Source organism: Aquimarina besae, assembly GCF_042434905.1.
GTDB lineage: Bacteria > Bacteroidota > Bacteroidia > Flavobacteriales > Flavobacteriaceae > Aquimarina.
The window spans coordinates 2,172,180-2,195,103 of sequence record NZ_CP170199.1 but is presented as its reverse complement, the minus strand read 5'-3'; the positions used below and the strand labels follow the sequence as shown (position 1 = coordinate 2,195,103).

The window sequence follows — 22,924 nt, the reverse complement described above, 5'->3', positions numbered from 1 at the left end:
CTACAAAACCTAATACACCTTCTCCCCACCAACATAAGTTGCATGTACTTTGATATTCGGAATCTTATCTTCTTCAATTTCCATGATATTTTCTTCCAGAATCACAAAGTCTGCAAATTTACCTTTGGTAATACTTCCCTTTTCTGTTTCCTCGAAGTTACTGTAGGCTGCCCAGATCGTCATTCCTTTAAGCGTTTCTTCTCTGGTTAATGCATCTTCTTTTTGGAAACCTCCTGCTGGATATTGTTTTAGATCTTTACGAGCTACCGCAGCATAAAAAGTATAAAACGGACTTACATTTTCTACAGGATAATCAGTTCCTAAGGCTAATTTACCCGTTTTATTCAATAATTGTTTATACGCATAGGCACCTTTGATACGTTCTTCACCCAATCGCTCATCTGCCCAGTACATATCACTGGTAGCGTGTGTTGGTTGTACACTCATCACCAAATTATCATTGAGCATTTCAAACTCTTCTGGAGCTACTACTTGTGCATGCTCTACACGCCATCTTCTATCAGATTTATCTTTTAACACCTCATAATAAGTATTCATCACCACTGCATTGGCAGAATCACCAATCGCGTGGGTATTCATCTGAAAAGGAGAACCTGCCAGTCGTTTTGCTAATGCTTTAAATTCTTTAACGCCAATTACCATTGCTCCGTGATGATTCTCCTTATCAGAATATGTTTTTTTTAATACCGCTCCCCTAGATCCCAGCGCACCATCTGCATATACTTTAAAAGAAGATACATTAAGTTTGTCAGTTTTATGAACTCCTTGCTTTAGATACTGATCTACATACGCCGGTACATTGCTCACCATGGCATACATGCGGATTTTTAATTGATCTGCTTTTTGTAAGCTATCAATAACCGCGATCACATCAGGACTTAATCCGGCATCATCTACGGTTGTTAATCCATAACTAAAATTAATTTTTTCTGCATCTTTTAGTGCCGCCACTTGCTCTGCAACCGTAGGTTGTGGAAAGATGGCTTCTACCAACTCCATTGGATTATCGATCAGCACTCCTGTTAGTTTTCCATCTTTTTGAATGATTTCGCCACCTGATACTTTGGTGTCTAATGTTATTTTAGCAAGATTTAGTGCCACCTGATTCACCAACATCGCATGACCATCTACTCTAGTTACTGCAACAGGAGTTTCGGGAAACAAACTATCCAGTTTTTCTTTGGTTGGAAATTCTTTGATCTCCCAATCATTCTGATCCCAACCACGACCGGTGATAAAAGATACTTTTTTCTTATTCTGAAAATCAACGATACGCGCCAAAACTTCATCATAACTGTTAGTACCGGTTAGATCTACTTTTTGTTGTTGTAATCCTAATCCATAAAAATGACAATGCGCATCGATCAATCCAGGCACAATGGTTTTGCCTTGGGCATCTATAGAATCTATAAATGTATAAGTTTTGCTTAGCTCTTCTAAACTACCAACAGCAGTAAATTTATCATCTTTGACAGCAAAAGCTTCTGCTTTGGGTCGTGTATCATCTACGGTATATATATTGGCATTAAAGACCAGTAAGTCCGCTGCTTCTTTAGGTTTTTGACAAGAAATAAATAGGAGTGTACTAAGACTAATAAAAAGTACTTTTTTCATGAGATGTTGAGTTTGAAATGTGTTTGCCCAAAATTAAAGATAAAAATGATGATATCAGGTTTTTATCTTTTTCTTAACTTTTTGGATGGATTGTGGGTTGGTTTTTGGGTTTTCCTCCCTACCTGGCGGATGGCAGGCAGGTCTGCGTATTAGTTGCTATCTTTTATTTTTTGCAAGCATTTCGCCATACCAAATATACAACAACCTTTGGATTCATCACTTAGCTGCTATGATCACATGTATGTTGTTGTAGTATGTTATTTTATTTTAAAAAGTTCTGGACGATGTCTTAAAACTTGAATGTATATTTTGTGGAAATTATTTTGCTCGGGACAAATATAATTTTCGAAATCGTAATTACTGTAGTCAGAATATTTTGCACGTTCAATAACCAATAAAAGCCAGTTTTCATTGTAGTTTTTCGAATACTGTTTTACTTTATTGCTTTTAGATATTATCTTTTCTGTTAACTTTTCAGGCTGAAAATCACTTACCACATAACCTTTACTAAATTGCCAAAAAGAATATCCATTGCTATATTTAATAATAGATATTCTTCTTAAAAATTTAGGTAAATTTTCTTCAATATACAGTGGTGAGGAGTTATTGAACTCAGAAGGAGAGTTATCGTGTAGAAAATCGGCTAACTTGGAACAATAAGTATCTAATTCATTCCCTTTAATCTTTATTTCATCAGCAAATTTTAAATTTACATCTATTAGGCTATTGTATTTCGAATTATAAATCTTCTGCGTTTCGTTAAGTATTTTTTGTTTGAATTGCTCTATTTTCTTGATCTTTTCTCCATTCGTTCTATAAAGACGACTGTGTTCAATACTTACATTTTTATTATTGATCATTATTTCGAAGTCTGGAGGATCGTGTTCAATACTTATCAACTTTTCGGGATCAGCTAAGTCCGAAAAAAACAGGAAATATTCTGTGTGCTCTCTTTCCGTCATTCAAGTCTTAATGTACTACAACTACTGTATAACAGAGATTGTTGTTATTTCCGTTTGTAACTAATTACAAGTATTAAAAACATCTAATTACAAACGAATTCTAACGAAACATAAATTTCCCTAAATAAAAAACCAGCCTGATGTGTCTTGCTGGTTTTTGGTGTGTGACTTACCCTTCGAGCACTTCGAAAGGCTCAGTGTGTTACCTCAGGGTTCGGGATGCTCGAGGACTGAGGCTCTCGAAGTCCGATTTATTTTATAATCGCTGGAAGAACGTACTTCTCTAGTATATTCTCAGGTTGTTGTAATAGTTTTCGGTTTCTGTAATTACCGGAAGTGATTACTACCACTGACTCCAATTCTGGAATCACACAAATATATTGACCACCTGCACCTCTTGCTTCGATCGATGCAATCTTTTTACTTCCTACCGTATAGGTTTTATGCCACCATAAATAACCATATTCATTTTTATCTTTTGCATCTTGCAGTCGTCTGTATTTTTTAAAGGATGCTCCTACCCAGTTTTCAGAAATGATTTGTTTTCCTTTCCACTGACCTTTATCCAAATATAATTGTCCAAACTTCAGCATATCTCTTGGAGTTAAATACATACCGCCTCCAAAATAAGGTGTAGTTGCTGTACTCTCTGTCTGGATGATATAATTGGTAATACCCAACGGAGCAAATAATTTTTCTTCCATATACAACTCTAATGGAGATTGTAACTTTTGATCTAAACTTACACCCAATAAAAATGGATTAGCAGATCCATAATTAGCATATGTTCCCGGATCGTGTGTCATTTTTGCTTCCAACGTAGTTTTTAACCAATAATCAGAACTCTGATAGTTATTCTCTGATGCATCACCATCCACATCTAATCCAGAACTCATCGTCAATAAGTCTTCAAAATTGATCTTTGCTTTTAAAGAATCTTTGGTATACTGAAATTCCTGAGGTATACAATCATATAGTTTTTGGTCTACACCTGCTAAAATTTTATCTTCAATGGCGATCCCAATCATCGCAGAAGAAATACTTTTGGATGCGGATCGCTGATCGTGAGAAATATTGGGGTTGTGTCCATCAAAATAAGCTTCGAAGATCAGTTTCCCTTCTTTGGCAATAAGCACACTATGAGTATTTGGCAGTACTTTATTATTTACTTCATCAATCAACTTGGATAGCAAAACGCTTGATGCTCCAACATCTTCAATACTTGCAGTAGCCCAACCATCAGTAAGCTGCGCTGGTTTATCTACGTTTTGAATTTTGGGGCCACTTGGTTTTAAGGATGATAAATCAATATCAGCACGTTTAAAATCGGTGACAGTTACCGTTTGTTTACCCAATAAAATTTCTAATCTTATGATATCTTCTAAAAGTTTGGCTCTAAATCCAAGGCCTGTTTTGTAGTCTCTAAATACGATAGCTTCACCTTCTTTTTCACTACCATTCACCCAGGTTCCTGTGAATCGTTGATCCCCAAAAAACGGATACATAGCAAGACTACCATCTCCATTATTTTCTACACCTAAATACATAGCTTGTGATTGCAAGTTATCTACCATAAAGGGATTCCAAATACCTTTATATACCTCATCAGTCTTTCGTAAAATAACGTGATACATTAAAATACCGGATTTTATAAATCCAGTGACTGCCGTTTTATCCTCTGTAAAAGAAAGATCTATAAAAATATCATTATCAATACTTCCCTCCAGACGGTTAGTATTGGTCACAGTTAGCATTTCGCTTATTGTTGACTCAGGATTCGTAATTGTGAGCTGACACAAATTAGAAGGCAACTCTTCTAAAACGAGATCAAAGCTTAGGATGTTTGTATGTGCTAATTTGCCTTCCCAGTTCCCTTCATAGGTGCTCACTCCTTTTTGCGAGCAACCTGTTAGTATGGCTGCAAAAAGGAGCACTACCGTCATTACATTTTTAAACATAGTTTTTTACTTTTTATGAGATTCAAAAGTACTTTCTTACTCCTTCAAAAAATTGTATCAGATTAACATGATACCAATTTTATTATAAAATAACGTATTCATACTTGTTCATTCTTCTCGCTATTCTCTTGTTCTAAATTTCCGTAGCTAAGGCTAGGCAAATTCATAACGGCGGTATAGCACAAAAAAGCAACTTCGTTTTCTATACGACATTTTACAAATAAATTGGTATTACAAATTTTTATTCAGGTTTTTTCTGTAAAAACTGGGATTCATTTCAAAATAGGATTTGAACACGCGATTAAAGTGACTCTGATCTGAAAAACCAGTTTCGTAAGCAATTTCGGTTAAGGAGTTTGACGAATCCAAGATCAGAGGAATTGCTTTTTTGATTTTATGTTGTCGGATATATTCGCCAAGACTGGCAGAAAGGTATTTTGGTGCTGCTCTGGAAATATGTACCGGATGTACATTTAATTGATCAGAAAGATATTGAAGACTAAGCTCCGAAGTATCGTAATGTAACAATTCTTGTAATCTAATAATCCAATCAGGAATGTTTTTGGCGTCGCTTCCTTTTATTTCTCCTAACGCTTCACTGATTTGCAACAATAATAACTCTACCGAGACTTCGCTATATTGATCTGAAAGTACAAATTCACGGTATAGTTTTGCAAAAAGTAAATGTATTCTTGGGTTTTCGATTCGTTGACTTCCTTCTAAAAGATTGATAGTTATTCCATTATTTTGGAACCAGTCCTTCTGAAACTCTAAATGAAATCCACCTGCTTTTTCAGAGTGTTTAGATCCGTAATGAGGTTCTTGCCAATTATTAAACATTAAGCTTCCGGATGGACATAAGGTTTTAGTTTTGGTATTACAATCCATCATATTACCTTGTAGCACAAACATAAAATAAGGATTCTCATGATAGTGCCAGGCTGTTTTTTCTACAGTATACTTATATTGAGATAGTAGAATACCATTAAAGGAAACTTCTGAATTTTGCTTTCCATAATATGTTCCCTCTTTTAATATTTTCATTAATTGTTAGACTTTCTGGTCAGGTTATATCTCAATATATGGAATACAAAATTCTGTAAAATTCTAAGATAGCAAATTACGCCGAACTCAGCGCTTATTATAAAAGAAGAATCTATTCATGCTAGTTATAAACCATTGAGAACACCAAACCCTTCAACTTTACTCAGGGTTCGGAATACACGAGGGCTGTACTTCAACTGCGCTCAGCATTCGGGATGTCTGAGGACTGAGACTCTCGAAGTCTGGTTTGTCAACTTTCTGCTACTTCACCTTTGAGAACCTCAGGGTTCGGATTATTCCTCTACAGAAACTGCTATGGAATCAACTACCGGTTCTATTTCTATTTCGGGCTCAGGAAAGTAGTTTTTAGTATTTTCTTCAATTATTTTTTTCAAGCTACTTAGATTTTTATCCTCTTGCTCCTTCATAGAACCAGAGATAAAAGCAACCAATGACTTTGCAAAAATACCATTCCCTTTTACAGTAGACTTTGAAGAAATTGTAGTTTTTCCGTCATTTTCTTTAAAATTTATTTCATAGTCCATATCCATAAAATCCATCGTAAAGGTCATCGCCATATGTTCGTTGGGTTTCAGCGCTGTGATAGTCTCTTCCATCATCATTTCCTCATCGTTATCTTCTACATATACTTTAGAAACAGCTCCAACCGTATTTGCAGTGCCACTTACTAGTTCGGTTCTTTTATATCCCTCGATCCATTTTGGTAAATTGGATTCATCAGACATCACTGCCCAAGCTTCATTGGCAGGCTTATTTACGGTTATTTCATTTTCGTAAGGAACGGATGGTGTTAATAATCCTCTCCCGAAAAATACCAGTGCAAGTATTATAAATAAAATTAGTAGATATTTTAGATATTTCATGTGTTTAGTTTTTATTGGTTGTTGTGAATTTTCTGTCTATCACCTTTGTAATCTTATAAATTTAATCAATTCTCTGCAAAAAAAGAAGCAGTACGTATTTGGATCAAAACCAACCAAAAAAACCATCTAAAACTTTTAGATGGTCTTTTTATATATCATTACTATAAGCAGTTCGAAGCTTTACTTAAAATTCATAAGCTCCCAAATCTATTATACTATTCTGCACTCTAGGGTTTCCTAGAAGATCCATGGTGGTCTCATTGAGCGCATTACTTCCTTTATCAATTCCAACTGCTCCGGTAGTTACTCTAAAGTCACCTTCAATACTTGGTGCGCTCATTGGGTTCAAGGAACTTACAAAATCCGGAGTATTTGTACCTACCGTGCCGTCGATATTGGTACCTCCTGCATTTATGAACTCAACCAAACTATAACCTATTTCAGTCATACTTCGTTCATCATTGTAGATGCTTTGATTAGCAATATCCTGCGTTTCACTTTGATCAAGATTAGCCCAAATGATTGAGTTAAGCATCAATGGCTCCGAATATACATTATACATACCTCCTGCAATATCTTCCGCCCTATTACCTGTTATGGTAACATTAATAAATGTCGCAGCCGACAAATTCGTATTATATATTGCTCCACCTTGAATTGCTACATTACCCGTTATACAAGTGTTAATAACTGTTGGTGAGGATTGAAAATTATACATTCCACCTCCAAATTGATCCCCGGCAACATTTCCTGCAATCAAGCAATTTATCATTGTTGGTGAAGCATTTAAAAAATTATAAACTCCACCTCCGCCTCTTGTGGCATTATTACTAATAAAAGAGCAATTCTCTATGTAAGGAGAAGATCCTCCAAGATTATAAATACCTGCTCCATATTGTCCTTCGTTGTCAATAAAAGTACAGTTCTTTATGGTCGGAGATGACTCCTTGTTAAACATACCTCCACCTCTTTCATAAGGCTCAGGGTCACCGGCATTTCCTTTAGTAATAATAAAACCGTCTAATAGAGCATCTAGGGTTAAATTGTTTGTTGTATTCTGAATTACATTATAACAATTATCAGCAGTCGTATTAGGATCTCCAATTTCACCACTTAGGATTGTTTGATGCACTATCCAGTCTCTTTGATCCAATGCTGTTTCTGTACCTGTAAAACCTCCATATATTCTCACTCCGTCTTTCATAACAAAAGATACGGTCCTATCTGTTTCTGTATCTGGAATATAAGTTCCTTGTGCCACCCAGATCTCATCGCCTTTCAAAGAAAAATCAATAGCTGCCTGCAATTCTGTAAAGGCATTCTCCCAGGATAATCCATCTCCGATACCGCTCGCATCACCAAAAACAAAAATTGTTCTATCAGAAACTTCATCTGTTCCATCACCGTCTCCATCGCCATCCCCATCCGTATTTTCATCTCCATCATTATCGCCTACAGGATCAACATTTCTGTTGTCATCATCATTAGAGCAGGAAAATAAAACAAAAGAAAAAAGGACCAGTAACGTATATCTTGTAACCATTTGTAAAACTCTTATTTAAATGTGAATTAATTGATTATGCCAAATTTATTACTTATTTCTGAAAATAGATAAAGAATTAACAGTATGCACTGATACTCTTAAGAGCTTCAAAGCGCTATCACTTCGAAAAATCACACGCTTCAGGAACTGAGATGTATTTATTTTCGATTTTTTTCATTTCAAAGAATTTGTATATCCACTGTTTCTTTCCTTTTTTAAGAGCATACTGTTCTTTAATAACATCAAAATTAAAATCTTCTTTATCATCAATCTGTTCCCAAGTGAGATACACATAATGATTTGGCATAAATGGTTTATCAAGTTTCTTATCCTTGTGGGTTATAAAATGCATATCTAGCCATTTTCGCTTCTGAGGACTTTTATATTTTTTATTTCTCTCCCTAAGCAGAATATGATTATAAACAGTATCGTTTATAACAGTATCATTTAATTTTTTAAAAAAATATTTTTTAGCTTGTTTACGATTCCATTTTGGGTTTCTTATTTTTTTGACCAAATCACAATTTAAATCAATCCTATTTGCTTTTAAAAACTCTTGCTTATCTAAATAAAAAAAAGTCTCAAAACCTATCTTATGATCAATAAAATGAAATTCTAAATCCGGATTACCTTCGTTAACTATCAAAAGATGATAATCATTATTCTTAGAATTAATCATTGCCACCTCAATAGCTATATGGTCTTCTAGGGATTTCTGCCTTGTAAATCCAATGGTGTAATCAAAAGTATAAGTTCGTTGGGCAACGACAATTTGACTGATAAGAAATATGAGTAGGACTAGTTTAATCTTATTCATTTGGGGACTTTCATTATTTATTGGACCAAAACTAACACATTTACCGTTTTTGTAGATCAACACCTCTATCTTTTTAACTAATTAAGATGATAGGTTAACTTAATAAGTTTTACTATATACTTTCTTTTCTTCAAGCTGGGTTAGTTGCTTACCATTGCCTATAAGAAACTTTGTTGGTAATGTCTCTCGATCATTAAATCGCTGTAGAAATACGATGAAATGCAGATGCGGACCTGTAGACCATCCAACATTGCCGCTATATCCAATATGCTGACCTTTTTTTATAACATCACCTGGCTGTACTTTAGCACCATCTTTTTTGATATGTGTATATTCTGCAAAGGTTCCATCAGAATGGTATACCAGAATATAATTATTAAACTTAGCACAATCAGCATTGGTACAGGTTTTATTAAAACTTTGTTCTACCAGCACTACCCTACCATCTCTGGATGCGTATATAGGTGTACCGACCGGCATCCTAAAATCCAATGCATATTCATTTGCATGAGAAATTGTTCCATTATATCCTTGGGTTACCATATGCTCAGTTCCTTTTTTATAAGGTAAATGATACGCATAATCTGTATCATAGGATTTTTGTAAATGATTGCCGTGATTATAGCGTACACTAAATCCTAATCTGATGGCCTTTTTTCTATCGACTACGGTTAGGTCTGCAATATAGAATTTGGTCGTCTGTTCCGGAACTTCTATAATTTTGATATCGCCAATACTAGAGGTAAGATTCTCTATTTTGAAATCAATTTCTACAGAAACCGGGCAAAACTCACCATTATCTGCATAGATGGTATATCCGTTATCAGTTTCTTCATAATATACCTTAAAGTTTTCCTGGGCCAAAGTGGATACTGTTAGTAGACCTAACATCCAAAAAATAACGCTCTTCATGTTCAATGCATTTCCAATTACAAGGATAAAATAGGGTTTTTATTTGGGAAATACCAATAAAGAAAGTCTTTATCCATTCAAAGATCATTTACAACATACTCAAAAACTCGGGATCGTTGATCTCTTCTTTTATAGCGATCAAAGCTTCCTTATCATTTTGATTTTTGTAACAGTAAGCTTTTACAAAACACTTTAGTTCTTTATTGGCTTCATTTACGGTAAGTTTCTCTAACTTTTTCAATACTTTTTTTGACTTACCAACATATGCTTTACTGAGTAGACGGTGCAATAAAGCTTTCTGTACTAAATTTTCATTTTTACTTTTATCAATAATTTGCTCAAAATAGTTATCACTTACTTTTAAAAAAGCAAATTTCATATTGGTATTTTTTAATGTTCTTGCAGTTTCCTGATAAGCAAGACCCATATTGAAAAGTGCCAAACTACTGTTTCTCTTTTTTACAATCGGTAGTAAGCTCTTAGAAAAGTTTTGAGTAGCCACCGGAATCTTTTTAAACTCATTTAGGTAATGCTTCGCATTAGAAAACCCTCTTTTACTCCATATTTGTTCCTGGGATGCATCCATCAAAACCACATAGGGAATCGAAGTCACATCAAAACGTTCTGACAAAGCTTTTTCCTGATCAATATTGATCTTTAGGAAAACAAATTTATTGGATAATGCGGCCATTTCTTGGGTGTTCCAAAGTTTTTTATCCATTTGTTTGCAAGGACCACACCAGGTTGCCCAAAAATCAGCGATGATCAATTTGTTTTGTTGCAGTGCTATGGTCTGTGCAACTTTGATATCATATACCCAATTGGTTTGTGCAAATCCATAACCTGTAATTAGTAATAACAGCAATACAATTATATTCTTCATAATATAATTTTGGGGATTAATCTCAAGTAATTTTTTATTATTATGGTATCTGATAAATTTTATGTACTCACAAGTAATCAAAACTACCCTCCGGGAAAATGAATAGCATATGGTGTCCATCCACTTTTTCCAGTAGTAGTTTTTTTGTAAACCATAATTCCTTCCAATCCATCGATTTTATCGTAATAGAAAAAAGCATATTGCTTATCCTTACTAAATAAAGGGATTGTGATTGCTATCTTTTTAGAACCTACCTCATATATTTTTGAGGTAGGTTTTGAAATTTTTTTTATGCCCAGTTTTTTTAGGGCTTCTCCGTCTATTAGTATAGGACTTTGTGATCTTATATCAAGCTGTTTGATATAGTATTGAATCTTATGATTATCAAAAAGCTTTTTATAATTATCGGGAAATTTTTTTAAGAGTCCAAATCTTTTAAATTTCTCTTTCCTAAAGAATTCTATAAACCAATCTTCTTCTAATATCCAAAACTCTATCTTTTTTGTTTTATCACTATTTTTTAAAGACACTTTTAGTTCATTCCATAAAAAGTCCTCAATAATATGATTAACCTCATCTTCTTCTTTAATTTCACTATTCTGAGAGAAAACGAGAAACGAGAAATGAAACAATAAAATAACTGATAAAAACCTCTTACTTATATAAAAACTATTCACATTCTTCATATTCTGATGCTGGACTTCCTTTAGGTGTTGCTGATGCTGATCCATATTCACTAGGCTCATTACTTTCTTCTGCTATTAAAATAGCAATTATTTCATCCCGTTTTTCTTCTTCTTGAATTATTTCATGAAAACTCTCAATACCGGTTAATCCAGTCCAAGCAATCGCATCATAAAAATCATCATCAAAATCATATCCTCTTTGTTCACCATAAATCTTTGCTGCGTTAGATATTTGCTCAACCAAATTTGCAATATACTTATGTTGCAAATCTACTGTAGTATCGCCTGTCTCTCGTATTTGTAAAACATCTGTACTTGCCATAAATATAGCATATACCTCTGCTAATTCAGCTAAAGTAGCATCTTCATTGTAATCTAATAAATTGTTATGTGCAGCAAACGATAGTATCGCATGTATATTCTCGTGTATTACTGTTGTAACGATAGATAAGTCCGTACCTTGTGATAAATAATCTTTATCTAATCTAACAGTATATAAACATCTACCAGAACTACAATCAGGATAAATACCAGTTGTTCCCAATTCATTTAAATCATCTTCTATATATTGAAGATCTACTTTACTATTATCGGTATCGAAAATACTAAAAAGTAATGTATTGATATCGGAATTTACATTTTTAGCATCAGCCACAATTAGTTTCTGGCAAGGATCTTCTATTTGAACAGTTATTTGAGTTAAAAACTCCTCACTATTGATAATGGCAATTGCCTGTTCTTTGGTAATTTCTTCATAGGCAAAGTCTTCTGCAATTTCATTATTCGCTTCTCTTGCAATTTCTACTGTAGTAGCATCACTTTTAAAACGCCATAAAAAATTACCCATAGTATTGACTAAATCTTGATTGGCATCAAAAAACAAGGCAAAACGTACTTTAAAATCCGTAATTTCTAAAAATTCTACCAAATCCAATTCATTGATTCCAAATTCTCCGGTTGTATTAGGGCAATCCCCTGTGTCTGTAATAGGGCAATCTTCTGTTTTTGCAATATTACTTTTACTAGCAGGGCAGTCTATAAAAATCCCTGTGGTAACACAAATAGGTCCCTGTGGCCAATCTGGCGGTAAATCCCGACTTCCGCCTGAACATTCTAAAACCACTCTTATTTTGCAACCACCACCGCCTCCGTTGGTGCCACCTGTGCTTGTTCCGCCCGTATAAGGATCCCCTGATTCTCCCGTGTTATCAGGATCAGAGTCATCAGTTCCTGAACCGGATCCGCCACCAAATCCTCCTCCTAACGTATTAGAAGTATCACTAGAAACATTTACCTCTGCACACGGACAAGGCAAATCTACCGATTTAGAAATACCCTGATTTATAAAAGTATCTAAAGAGTATTTGTTTATCTCACCTTCAAATTCATCGATTCGCTTTCTACCAAAGAATAAATCGCTGGCAAATTCCTTGGTCATTTTATATTCTAACACCAAAGCAACCGGATCACTTCCATCTTTTGATGGGTTTACTATTAAATTATAAAAAGTATGTGGCGTGGGGTTGTCCGGATAGATCTTAAAAGTGTAATTGGTATTATCATCGATATCTATTACTTCCATCACATTTTCTAACGGTATTTTACCAAAAGAAGTCTCTACATAACTACCACTACCAGCAGATTTTTGGGGTAACCCATTCATTTTGGTTGCCATAAAATTCTGTAGTGCAGGAACATCACTAACTGATACTGTGTTTACAATCGTTCCTTTTTGATTTACTGATGTATCTTCTATGGTTGTTACATCATCTTTTTGGCATGCCGATAGACATAATAGCACACTGGCTAGTACAACCAAGAATGGTTGTAATCTCACTTGTTTTTTCATCTGTTTAATTTACTTTAGGGCTCAGATGGAATTCTTGTCTAATTGTTAGAATTTCATCCAATCACAATTTAATTTTTACTTAATTTTTCCGGTTGCTAAAATAATTACAAAAAGACATACCTCGGTTACGGTTTTCCGTAAAAATTAACTTTTTTTTCACAGTAGGTAAAACCAAAAACTGTTCCAAAAAAAACAGCTGTTAAATATTTGATAAACAATAATTTAAACATTAAAAAATCTAAAAAAACTGTTCAAAAAAAACCTAACAACCCTCTTTTATCTTAACAATTTCCCTAAAACACGAGGGATATTTTCTTTTAAAAATGTCAGATTTTGGATTTTGTGGGAGTAAAAAGTTCCTATAAGCTGTGGATTCCGGTTCATATAAAAACATCCCTCTAAATCTCCCTTCTAAGGGAGGCTTTTTAGCTCCTCTCCCAAGAAGAAGAGGCTGGGTGAAGATGTTTCTCAAAATAGTAGTGGAGAAAAATTTTACCTGGACAACACTTCGACAACTGTCCTCCTTAAGTTGAATTACTGATTACTTTAGATCTCCCTATACCAAATCCTAACTAATAAATACAAACTAGATCTCGACTCCGCTCGATCTGATAGTACAATTATCAGTAATTAAACTTATACGTCACACCACCTAACACTTGTATTCCTTGCACCGGGAAGTTTACCCAACGCTCGTAGTTTTGCCCGGCAAGATTATTTCCTTTTAGAAAAACAGATAACTTATCATTAAATCGATATCCCAGGTTTACATTGGCATCAAAATAACTATCCAAGGTTATCGTCGCTTCCGGAGTTGGTGGTGCAAAAGCAATAGTTGTATCGATATCATTTCGTTCTCCTACATAAAACAATTGAGCACCGGCAAACCATTGATCTGTGATCTGATAATCTAATAAGGCAGATGCTTTTAGCTCCGGTAAATTCCAAGCTTCCTGCTCATCATCAGTATTATAACTAAAATATTCTGCAGAAACACCGAGCTTAAACTTTTTATTGATATTAAAATTCAGTTCTCCATATCCACTCAGTGTTAATATATCATCATAGCGATAGGCAAAAGAATTTCCGAAGTCATAGCCCTCTAATCGTATGGTTTGTGGTCTATTATTAACGAATAAAGCTTTATCATCTTCAGAGGCATAGCCTCCTCTAAAATTATAGCTTACTACATCAGAGATTTTTCCTTTTAATCCTACATAGGCATCAAATTGATTGTGCGTGGTCGTTAAGAACAAGGTTGGTGAGACGTATGGATTAGCCTTTACTGCATCTCTATAGGTATTTTGCTTTAATCCTCCTTCTAAACCACCGTACGCAATTACAGCTTCATCCAGCAATCGATACGAAGCAGTAACTTTTGGATAGATGAAAAAGTTGTTATCATTATTCTGACTATCAATACTATAAAATACAGCTGCTCCCAGGTTTAGAGTTAAGTTATCTCTCAATACAACCAAACTAGGTTGTATTCCCAAATTAAGAATGCTGAAATCATTAGGTGTTTGTAATACCAAGTCCAGTGGTCGGTCAAAGCTTCCTCCTAAATAATCAATAATAAAATCAGTAGTAATCAATTCGTCTGCAATTTCAAACTCGAATGTTGGTGTAAATACCGCGTGATGTTCTACCGTACTCAATGCATCTCCAAAATAACGATAATTTAGAGAAGCTCGTTTAAAATATAAATCATCAAACTGCAATTTACCTCCCAACTTGGCCCCAAAATAATTCTGTTGGGAGTCAATTGCATCAATTTCTGCTTGTGTCAATACAGGAATTTCCGGCAAGCCATACCAATTATACAATTGGTGCTCTGCTCCTACTTCTATTCCGTATGTAAAATCCTTAGTACGTGATGTGTAATTAAGATCTAAAAAAGTATTATAAAACTTATCATCCAGTTGTACGTCTTCAATCCCCCCTTGTGATGAATTATGATGTAAATACAACCCCATATTATCCGTTCGGTTGATCTGAAAATTACTATAAAACTCTGCTAATACCGAGGTGAAATTACCAAATCCTAAGGTTGCATAATTATCATACAACGGTATTTTTTTGGGTCGATCTATATTAGCTGCTCTACCTTTTGCAGGTGTAAATGTAGAAGCCACAGGAACTGAAAAAATACTATATCGTAGCTGTTTTTTCTTTTGGGTAACAGAATCATTGAGGATCGGCGTGGACTTTACTTTAAACGCATCACTAATTGTTGGTGTATACGTTTTTACAATAACCACACGCTCTGTTTCTATGGTTTTCTCTTCTTCTTTTTCTTTTTCCTGAGAAGTAATTGTAGCAATACCACACGCAAAAACACAGGTAAAAGAAATTAATTTCTTGATATATCTGGACATAAATATCTCGAGTTTATAACTGATTATTATTGTTCGGTTTGGATGGATGAATTAGTTTTTGCTTCTTCGGCTTTGATTTTTTTCAATTCGGATCTAGCCTCATCAATCACATCCTGATAATCCGTGAAGTTTTTGATCACACTTTCTAAAATATAGGTGGCTTGATAGGCATCTTCTAATCCATAGAAATTTTTAGCCATTAGAACTAAGCCTTTGGATCCGTATAATTTATAACCCGAATAGTCTTTTGCTAACTTTTGTACAGTTTCATTAGATGCCTTATAATTACCTTCTTTACTTTTAAAATAAGCATCATAATACAAGGCTTCTGCAGCAAGTTCTCCAGTAGCGATTTTTCTAACCTCAGCATACGCTTGTTTGGCTCTGGCATCATTAGCTGTTTGTAACGCTGCACGTGCAATAAATATTTGTGCATCACTTTTTACGTCATTTTGAATTTTTGGATTGTCCAAAACTTTTTCGGCATATGCGATAGTTTCCTGATAATGCACCAATTGATAATGAGATTTCATTAAATTCGATTGAGCAAATATGATATTTTGTGGAAAATCCGCTATTGCTTCTAGTCGTTCTAAAACCGGAATAGCTTGTGTATAGTTACGGTTTTCCAGATAAATCTGTGATAATCGTGCTAATGCCTGCTCTGTGAATTCCGTCCGTTCTTTTTGTAAAACAAATTCATAATGTGGAATGGTGGCTAGTTTGTCTCCTTGTTTATAAAGCAACTGCGCCAAGTAAAAATGACTCTTTAATGCGTGAAGCCCGTTCGGAAATTCTGCTAGGTACTTCTGAAAACCTGTAATAGCTGCATTATCATTATTCTCTAAAAATTGTTTTTCTGCTGATTCATAAGAAGTGTTATCAAGATCTGCATCTGTTACATCTACAAAACTTAAACCTTTTACCCAGCTAGCATATTCCTCTGTTCTACCTAAATCCACATAGATCAATCTAGCTGTATTTACAGCTTGTACTGCCTCATCCGTCCCAGGATAATCTGCTACTACTTGTTTAAATTTGGTTAAAGCACTACTCCCCTGATCACTATTATAATAAATTAATCCTTGTTTTAGTAATGCTTTGGGCACATAAGAACTCCTGGGCATCTCTTTCACCAATCGATCATATACTGCTATCCCTTTTTGGGTTTGATTTTCAGCAATATACGTATTACCCAGGGCAAAAAAGGCGTCATCGCGATAGGTAGAACGCGTATATTTTTTCAGAAATAGTTCCAAATCACTGATTTTCTTATCATTCTTCTTTACAAAGCCATAACTAATCGCCTTCTGGTAATGGGCATAATCTGAATCCGGACCACCATTTTTTATGGCCTTATTATAAGCTTCCATCGCCGGCCAATATTTACTGGAAATAAAATGACTATCTCCAAGTCTAAGATATGTGTCCGTTAGTCGTATCTCATCAACACCTCTTTTTTTAGAATAGGTATCAAAGAATTCTGCGGCTTGTAAATATTGTTTTAATTTAAAATATGTATATCCTATGTTATAGTCTATTTGGGCATACTCACTGGTGGCTGAAGCACCTTCACTTCCTTTGAATTGTTTAAATCCAATTAATGCTTCTTCAAAATCATTCTGCAAATAATCACATTCTGCTTTCCAATATATTGCTTTTGCGGTAAATCTCGGATCGGTTTGCTGTGCCAACGATTTATTAAAATACACTTTTGCATCTGCATAATTAGCTTCATTAAACAACTCTACTCCTCTAAAATAAGCCACTTTTTGATACACTATTTTATCCTCAAAATTGCGGCTACCCTCTAACAGATCCATCGCTTCTTTATAATTCTTAGAAGTGATATAAGAACTGATCAATAACTCTTGTATTTCTTCTTTAAACTCAGAATTAGGATATGTTTCAGCATAAGACAATAACACTTTTGGAGTGCTCTCATACGAGTTACCAATCTCGTAACTCAGTTTTGCATAGTTATACAAAGCGTCTTCTTTAATTTTAGCTTCAAAATCCATTTCTGAAGCATTTTTAAAAGCATTTAAAGCCTGTTGCTTTTGATTTGTTTTCAGATAAGATTCTGCAAGATGGTAATAGGCATTCTGTGCAGTAGCATTACGCCCATCAACAATTTTATTAAATTCTGAAATAGCATTGATATAATCACCCCCTTTGTAATAGGCATATCCCAATTGATAGTAATCAGTATTGTTCCATTTGCCCTTTCGGCCTTTGTAAGCTTTCAGATACGGAATCGCTTTATCATATTGTCCTAAGTTGAAATAACTCTCACCTATGATTTTGTTTAATTCAGATTTTTCTGAAGGTTTTGATGTAGGTAACTGCCTTAATCCATCATCGATGGCCTCCTGAAATTTTCCGGATTTAAAATTCATATCACTCTGGAAATACGACAAATTCTTATTGTATTTATCCAGATCCTTTACCTCATCAAACAATTTATCCGCTTCCTGATAATTATCTCCTTCATAAGCTATAAAACCAAGATAATACTTTGCTTGCGCACCATACTTGTCTGTTTCTTCGACTTTTGTCAAGAATTTTTTGGCTTCATTAAATCGTTGGATTTTAAAGTATGCATACCCATTATTGAAATTAAATTTTTCTTTTTCAGCACGGCTCATATTACCTTCATCTACCTTATCATACCATTTACGTGCGTACGCGTATTTTCCATTATCAAAATAATAATTAGCCACATCGAGATATGCAGCGTTTCTTTTGATACTAGTAGGATATTGTATCACAAATTCTTCCATCAACGCATCTGCTCCTTTTTGATTAAGCCATACCGCACAATTAGCAATGTAGTAGGTACATTCTGCATCAATATTCTCATCATCTACGACATCCCGAACTTTATCAAACAAGTTCTGTGCTGCCAGAAATTGTTTATTATTATAAAGTTCCAGTGCCTGATTAAACAGTACTAATTCGTGGGTGTAAATTGCCGATTGTTGCGCAGAAATCTTTGAAGATAGGATCGCTACAAAAAGCATCAAAGTGATGTATTTGTTCATGTAAATATTTCTTTCAAGGTTTGAATTCCGGTTTATACCAGAATACCGATTTAATAGAAATCTCAAGGTTTTCCTTGACCAATTTTTCTTAAAGTAAATATCGTTTCCCGCGAATAAATTTTGTGTTAAAGATAGCCTAATCTTCATCTTAATAACGAAATATTTTGGAGATAATTACATCAGAAGCCATTTTTTGAATCAGATATAATTTCATTTATGATTTGCGTATATTTTTTAGCACCTTGCTGGTTTAAATGATCTGCATCATACAAATCTGAATCTTCTAGTCTATAATCATCCCGTAAATTGATATAAGTGGTATTCCTGTTATTGGATTCTAGTGTCTTACAGACAGATTCAATTTTATTCCATTTTTCGGGATTCAAGGCAGTAATGTAATCTTTATGAACTGGCATTTCAACTAAATAAACTTTGCAGCCTATCGCCTTGCATCGGTCAATTATAGATTGAAGTTTGATGATATTTTGGCTAAAATCCATCAAACTATCTTCATGACTTTTTGCTCTTTGTAACGCATGCGTATGTAAATCTATCTGTCCTTTATCAACATAATAAGTACCCCATCCATTTTCATCACAACTAACTATAGTACCTTCTTGTATATATTTCTTTACCAGTTCAGACGACCAACTAAATCTTTTGCAAAGTGCCAAACTGTATTTTCTAATATCAAAGTCAGAGACAATGGGCGCTTTAATATCCATTTGATTATAATAAAAATATTTACGCCAAGTATCACCTTTCACATTTTTGGGCTGACTTAAAGTATAATAACCAATGGTCAGCACGAGATTTTTAAGGCTTGTAAGGCTATCATGATGTTTACTAAAAAGTAATTCATCAAAGTATAAGGATTGACTTATAAGGGATAAATTGAAGGCTTCTGAAGTTATAAATTCTGGGTTCATACCGAAAAAAGCGTGAGAATCTCCCAGTACCAGCGTTTCTATTTCATCATAATGTTTCGTAACCATTTTATGCTTATAAGAATAGTTGGATTCTACCTGGCGATAAAAATATTCTAATCCACCCCACGCGATTATAATGGGTAGTAAAAATAAGAACAACCTTTTCAGAAACTTTTGCATCAAAATTGAAAATAAATAAATGTTTGTAGCTCTGCACCAAAATAAAAAATCATAAAAACAATAAGATAATAAATAAGATATTTTATAGGCTTAAGTTTTATATAGGATATGTCTAACAGATGGCTTCTATCTCTTTGAATCCACTCGATAAAAATGTATAAAACCAAAAACAATAAAAACTTTTTATTTCCTTGAGGCATGGAGAATAATGATTTCGAAAAGATTTGACCTAAATATCCAAAAGCTTCTGTTATTGTTTCTGCTCTAAAAAACACCCATGCTATGGTAACTATAAAGAAAGTAATTCCGATTCTTAAAAGATCAATAAAAACTGATTTTTGGGTTTCAAGCAAGGCTTCTACTTTTGTATACTTACCTACAAAAACAGTAACTATCAATACAATTCCATGAATTAACCCCCAAAACACAAAAGTAAGATTAGCACCATGCCATAGACCACTTACTAAGAAAACAACCAAGATATTGAAGATCAATCTGTAATTTGAAACTCGATTACCTCCTAAAGGTATATACACATAGTCTCTAAACCAGGTAGAAAGTGAAATATGCCAGCGCCTCCAAAACTCTGTAAGGTTCTTTGATAAATACGGAAAATTAAAATTTTTCATTAAGTCAAACCCTAGTAATCTTGCAGTACCAATGGCAATATCGGAATACCCTGAAAAATCTCCATAAATCTGAAATCCAAAAAATATGGCTCCACAAAGCAAAGTACTGCCCGAATAATCTGTATAATTTTCGAAAATATTATTGACGATCAGCGCACAGTTATCTGCAATCACCATTTTTTTAAACAAGCCACCCAAGATTAATCGCAATCCATCTACACTTTTGGTATAATTAAAGATTCTGCTTTTCTGAAACTGTGGTAAAAGATTCGAGGCTCTTTCTATAGGTCCGGCTACCAGTTGAGGAAAAAATGAAACAAATGCAAAAAATGAAACCACATCTTCTGTAGGCTGGATTCTCTTTCGATAAACATCTATGGTATAACTCAATGTCTGAAAAGTGTAAAAACTTATCCCAACAGGAAGAACAAGTTGCACTGAACTGTAAGATATAGGTCTACCGAATAACAAAAAGACCTCTGTAAACGTTTCTATAAAGAAATTAAAGTATTTAAACGCAAAAAGAACACCTAGATTAAAGAATAGACTCACTCCCAAAAGTAGCTTTCTTTTAGTTTCTAAATTGGTTTTCAATTGTCTACCGACTATAAAATCAATAATTGAACTTAAAAAAATTAAGGATAAAAATCGCCAATCCCAAAAAGAATAAAATAGGTAACTAACTATAAGAAGAAAAACATTTTGAATTTTAATGGAGCTGCTAAATACAAACCAATATAACACAAAAACGATTGGAAAAAATAACGCAAAATCAACAGTATTAAATTGCAAAATGTATAGACTATGAATTCTCTGGAAAAATACTTAAAATCAACGTGGATAAAAAAACATTTTTAATAAATACAATGTAGTCTAAACTTTTTACTTTTACTAAAATTAATAAATTCAGAATATCAATCTATGTCCGATCCGGTTTTAAGTCTTAAAAATGCTTCGATTTACCAACGTGAAAGTTTAATTTTATCTGATGTTAATGTAGAAGTTAACAAAGGAGATTTTGTCTACCTCATCGGAAAAACCGGTACCGGAAAAAGTAGTTTTATGAAAACGCTTTATGGAGATATACCTTTAATTGAAGGAGAAGGAAGTATTGTTGATTTTGACTTAGCCACCTTAAAAGAAAATCAAATCCCCTTTCTAAGAAGAAAACTTGGGATTGTATTTCAAGATTTTAAATTACTAAATGACAGAACGGTAAAAGACAATTTACTTTTTGTTCTAAAAGCTACTGGTTGGACAGATCAAAAGGCTATGGACAGTAAGATTGAAAATGTACTGGATAAAGTAGGAATGAAAACCAAAGATTTTAAGTTTCCGTATCAATTATCCGGTGGGGAACAACAACGTATAGCCATCGCTCGAGCATTACTTAATGATCCGGAATTGATACTAGCTGATGAGCCTACCGGAAACCTGGATCCTCAGACTTCTGTTGAAGTTATGGAAGTGCTACAGGACATTAACAAAAATGGTAATACTATCCTGATGGCTACACATGATTATGCATTACTTCTTAAATACCCGTCAAAAACATTAAAGTGTGAAGGAAATAAAGTTTTTGAAGTCGTACAACGAAAAGGATAGCTTTCAAAATAATAAATAAATGCGTTTAATCACCCTTGATGATATAATAGAAACATATACCAAGTTTAGACAACGGGGCTTACCATTTATCACATCCAAACTAAACTTGAATAACATCAAAAGGACAAAGAGCGCTTTTAATGAACTAAATATACAGTCTGCTAATTGGTGGATCATTCCTAAAGTTAGAAAAAGATGGAATACAATAATAACAGGAAACCCTAATACAGAACCAGAAGAATTTGTAATGAAACGTTTTTTTAGAGAAGACAAAAACCTAAAAATGCTTTCTCTAGGCAGTGGCTTGTGTACCCACGAACTTGCTTTTGCTACATATCATAATTTTGAAGAAATACTATGCATTGATATTAGCGACCGCCTCCTCAAACAAGCAAGTATCAAAGCATCAGAAGAAAATCTAAAAAATATTTTCTTTAAAGTTAAAAATTTATATGATTATGAATTTCCGGAAAATTATTTTGATATTGTTTATTTTCACGCATCTCTACATCACTTCAAAGACATTGATCAACTTTTAAGAGAGCAATTAAAAAACAATGGGAAATTAATTATTGATGAATTTGTTGGACCTGATCGATTACAATTTCCTAAACATCAAATAACCAAAATAAACGAAGCTCTTCATTTAATTCCAAAACCTTATAGAAAAAGATTTAAGTTAGACTTATACAAGAACAAAGTTTATGGTTCGGGTATAATTAGAATGATTCTGGCGGATCCTTCAGAATGTGTAGAATCTTCACAAATCACACCTTCAATTCATAACAATTATCAAATATTGTATGAAGCTTCATACGGTGGTAATATATTAGCAAATGTTCTTAAAGATTTAGCGCATCACTTTATGGAATTGGATGAGGAAAAAGAAAAAGTACTTAGTCGACTTTTTGAATTTGAAGATGAGTACTTAAAAAACAACCCTAGTGATTTTGTTTTTGGAGTATATCTAAACAAAAAAAAATGAA

General features: G+C 33.9%; 17 protein-coding genes. 2 read left to right on the top strand and 15 right to left on the bottom strand.

The window, feature by feature from the left end:
* Positions 1 to 9: 9 nt before the first annotated feature.
* The 15 genes from ACE94K_RS09540 to ACE94K_RS09470 form a co-directional block, all read right to left on the bottom strand.
* The gene (locus tag ACE94K_RS09540) at positions 10 to 1,635 is read right to left on the bottom strand and encodes an amidohydrolase (RefSeq protein WP_378183384.1); all 1,626 of its coding nucleotides are present in this window, start codon (positions 1,633 to 1,635) and stop codon (positions 10 to 12) included.
* Between the two features lie 257 nt (positions 1,636 to 1,892).
* Positions 1,893 to 2,597 carry a hypothetical protein gene (locus ACE94K_RS09535; RefSeq protein ID WP_378183381.1) on the bottom strand — a complete coding sequence of 235 codons (705 nt, stop codon included), beginning with the start codon at positions 2,595 to 2,597 and terminating at the stop codon, positions 1,893 to 1,895.
* Positions 2,598 to 2,848: 251 nt separating this feature from the next.
* Positions 2,849 to 4,555 (bottom strand): serine hydrolase domain-containing protein, encoded by a 1,707-nt coding sequence (locus ACE94K_RS09530; RefSeq protein WP_378183378.1) that lies wholly within the window; start codon positions 4,553 to 4,555, stop codon positions 2,849 to 2,851.
* Positions 4,556 to 4,786: 231 nt separating this feature from the next.
* Positions 4,787 to 5,599, bottom strand: coding sequence for a helix-turn-helix domain-containing protein (locus ACE94K_RS09525; protein WP_378183375.1), 813 nt, complete (start codon positions 5,597 to 5,599; stop codon positions 4,787 to 4,789).
* Positions 5,600 to 5,892: 293 nt separating this feature from the next.
* Positions 5,893 to 6,483 carry an SRPBCC family protein gene (locus ACE94K_RS09520; RefSeq protein ID WP_378183372.1) on the bottom strand — a complete coding sequence of 197 codons (591 nt, stop codon included), beginning with the start codon at positions 6,481 to 6,483 and terminating at the stop codon, positions 5,893 to 5,895.
* Positions 6,484 to 6,667: 184 nt separating this feature from the next.
* Positions 6,668 to 8,026, bottom strand: a complete 1,359-nt coding sequence (locus tag ACE94K_RS09515; RefSeq protein WP_378183369.1) for a choice-of-anchor Q domain-containing protein — start codon at positions 8,024 to 8,026, stop codon at positions 6,668 to 6,670.
* A 118-nt stretch (positions 8,027 to 8,144) separates the two neighbouring features.
* Positions 8,145 to 8,843, bottom strand: a complete 699-nt coding sequence (locus ACE94K_RS09510) for a hypothetical protein (RefSeq protein WP_378183366.1) — start codon at positions 8,841 to 8,843, stop codon at positions 8,145 to 8,147.
* 99 nt (positions 8,844 to 8,942) lie between these two features.
* Positions 8,943 to 9,755, bottom strand: coding sequence for a M23 family metallopeptidase (locus tag ACE94K_RS09505; RefSeq protein WP_378183363.1), 813 nt, complete (start codon positions 9,753 to 9,755; stop codon positions 8,943 to 8,945).
* 88 nt (positions 9,756 to 9,843) lie between these two features.
* The gene (locus tag ACE94K_RS09500) at positions 9,844 to 10,638 is read right to left on the bottom strand and encodes a thioredoxin family protein (protein WP_378183360.1); all 795 of its coding nucleotides are present in this window, start codon (positions 10,636 to 10,638) and stop codon (positions 9,844 to 9,846) included.
* Between the two features lie 83 nt (positions 10,639 to 10,721).
* Complete coding sequence (locus ACE94K_RS09495) at positions 10,722 to 11,324, bottom strand: hypothetical protein (protein WP_378183357.1); 603 nt, start codon at positions 11,322 to 11,324, stop codon at positions 10,722 to 10,724.
* The gene (locus ACE94K_RS09490) at positions 11,308 to 13,173 is read right to left on the bottom strand and encodes a hypothetical protein (RefSeq protein ID WP_378183355.1); all 1,866 of its coding nucleotides are present in this window, start codon (positions 13,171 to 13,173) and stop codon (positions 11,308 to 11,310) included. Before ACE94K_RS09490 ends, ACE94K_RS09495 begins: the two co-directional genes overlap by 17 nt.
* 623 nt (positions 13,174 to 13,796) lie before the next feature.
* Entirely contained in the window at positions 13,797 to 15,551 is a 1,755-nt protein-coding gene (locus tag ACE94K_RS09485; protein ID WP_378183352.1) for a TonB-dependent receptor, read from the bottom strand.
* Positions 15,552 to 15,577: 26 nt separating this feature from the next.
* Positions 15,578 to 18,595, bottom strand: coding sequence for a tetratricopeptide repeat protein (locus ACE94K_RS09480; protein WP_378183349.1), 3,018 nt, complete (start codon positions 18,593 to 18,595; stop codon positions 15,578 to 15,580).
* A gap of 179 nt (positions 18,596 to 18,774) precedes the next feature.
* Complete coding sequence (locus ACE94K_RS09475; RefSeq protein ID WP_378183346.1) at positions 18,775 to 19,704, bottom strand: hypothetical protein; 930 nt, start codon at positions 19,702 to 19,704, stop codon at positions 18,775 to 18,777.
* Positions 19,704 to 20,927, bottom strand: a complete 1,224-nt coding sequence (locus ACE94K_RS09470) for an MBOAT family O-acyltransferase (protein WP_378183343.1) — start codon at positions 20,925 to 20,927, stop codon at positions 19,704 to 19,706. The genes ACE94K_RS09475 and ACE94K_RS09470 overlap by 1 nt, the downstream gene beginning before the upstream one ends.
* Positions 20,928 to 21,254: 327 nt before the next feature.
* Between ACE94K_RS09470 and ACE94K_RS09465 the strand changes: the two genes are divergently transcribed.
* Together ACE94K_RS09465 and ACE94K_RS09460 are read left to right on the top strand one after the other, a co-directional pair.
* Positions 21,255 to 21,938 carry a cell division ATP-binding protein FtsE gene (locus ACE94K_RS09465; RefSeq protein ID WP_378183340.1) on the top strand — a complete coding sequence of 228 codons (684 nt, stop codon included), beginning with the start codon at positions 21,255 to 21,257 and terminating at the stop codon, positions 21,936 to 21,938.
* A gap of 19 nt (positions 21,939 to 21,957) precedes the next feature.
* On the top strand, positions 21,958 to 22,923 hold the full coding sequence (locus ACE94K_RS09460; RefSeq protein ID WP_378183337.1) for a class I SAM-dependent methyltransferase: 966 nt from the start codon (positions 21,958 to 21,960) through the stop codon (positions 22,921 to 22,923).
* The last annotated feature ends 1 nt before the right edge of the window (position 22,924 follow it).

Excerpts from the sequence above, each read along its gene's own strand:
- ACE94K_RS09530 (WP_378183378.1), bottom strand. The coding sequence starts at position 4,555 with ATGTTTAAAAATGTAATGACGGTAGTGCTCCTTTTTGCAGCCATACTA.
- ACE94K_RS09515 (WP_378183369.1), bottom strand. The coding sequence starts at position 8,026 with ATGGTTACAAGATATACGTTACTGGTCCTTTTTTCTTTTGTTTTATTT.
- ACE94K_RS09490 (WP_378183355.1), bottom strand. The coding sequence starts at position 13,173 with ATGAAAAAACAAGTGAGATTACAACCATTCTTGGTTGTACTAGCCAGT.
- ACE94K_RS09520 (WP_378183372.1), bottom strand. The coding sequence starts at position 6,483 with ATGAAATATCTAAAATATCTACTAATTTTATTTATAATACTTGCACTG.
- ACE94K_RS09540 (WP_378183384.1), bottom strand. The coding sequence starts at position 1,635 with ATGAAAAAAGTACTTTTTATTAGTCTTAGTACACTCCTATTTATTTCT.
- ACE94K_RS09465 (WP_378183340.1), top strand. The coding sequence starts at position 21,255 with ATGTCCGATCCGGTTTTAAGTCTTAAAAATGCTTCGATTTACCAACGT.
- ACE94K_RS09535 (WP_378183381.1), bottom strand. The coding sequence starts at position 2,597 with ATGACGGAAAGAGAGCACACAGAATATTTCCTGTTTTTTTCGGACTTA.
- ACE94K_RS09480 (WP_378183349.1), bottom strand. The coding sequence starts at position 18,595 with ATGAACAAATACATCACTTTGATGCTTTTTGTAGCGATCCTATCTTCA.
- ACE94K_RS09495 (WP_378183357.1), bottom strand. The coding sequence starts at position 11,324 with ATGAAGAATGTGAATAGTTTTTATATAAGTAAGAGGTTTTTATCAGTT.
- ACE94K_RS09500 (WP_378183360.1), bottom strand. The coding sequence starts at position 10,638 with ATGAAGAATATAATTGTATTGCTGTTATTACTAATTACAGGTTATGGA.
- ACE94K_RS09485 (WP_378183352.1), bottom strand. The coding sequence starts at position 15,551 with ATGTCCAGATATATCAAGAAATTAATTTCTTTTACCTGTGTTTTTGCG.
- ACE94K_RS09505 (WP_378183363.1), bottom strand. The coding sequence starts at position 9,755 with ATGAAGAGCGTTATTTTTTGGATGTTAGGTCTACTAACAGTATCCACT.
- ACE94K_RS09475 (WP_378183346.1), bottom strand. The coding sequence starts at position 19,704 with ATGCAAAAGTTTCTGAAAAGGTTGTTCTTATTTTTACTACCCATTATA.
- ACE94K_RS09525 (WP_378183375.1), bottom strand. The coding sequence starts at position 5,599 with ATGAAAATATTAAAAGAGGGAACATATTATGGAAAGCAAAATTCAGAA.
- ACE94K_RS09510 (WP_378183366.1), bottom strand. The coding sequence starts at position 8,843 with ATGAATAAGATTAAACTAGTCCTACTCATATTTCTTATCAGTCAAATT.
- ACE94K_RS09460 (WP_378183337.1), top strand. The coding sequence starts at position 21,958 with ATGCGTTTAATCACCCTTGATGATATAATAGAAACATATACCAAGTTT.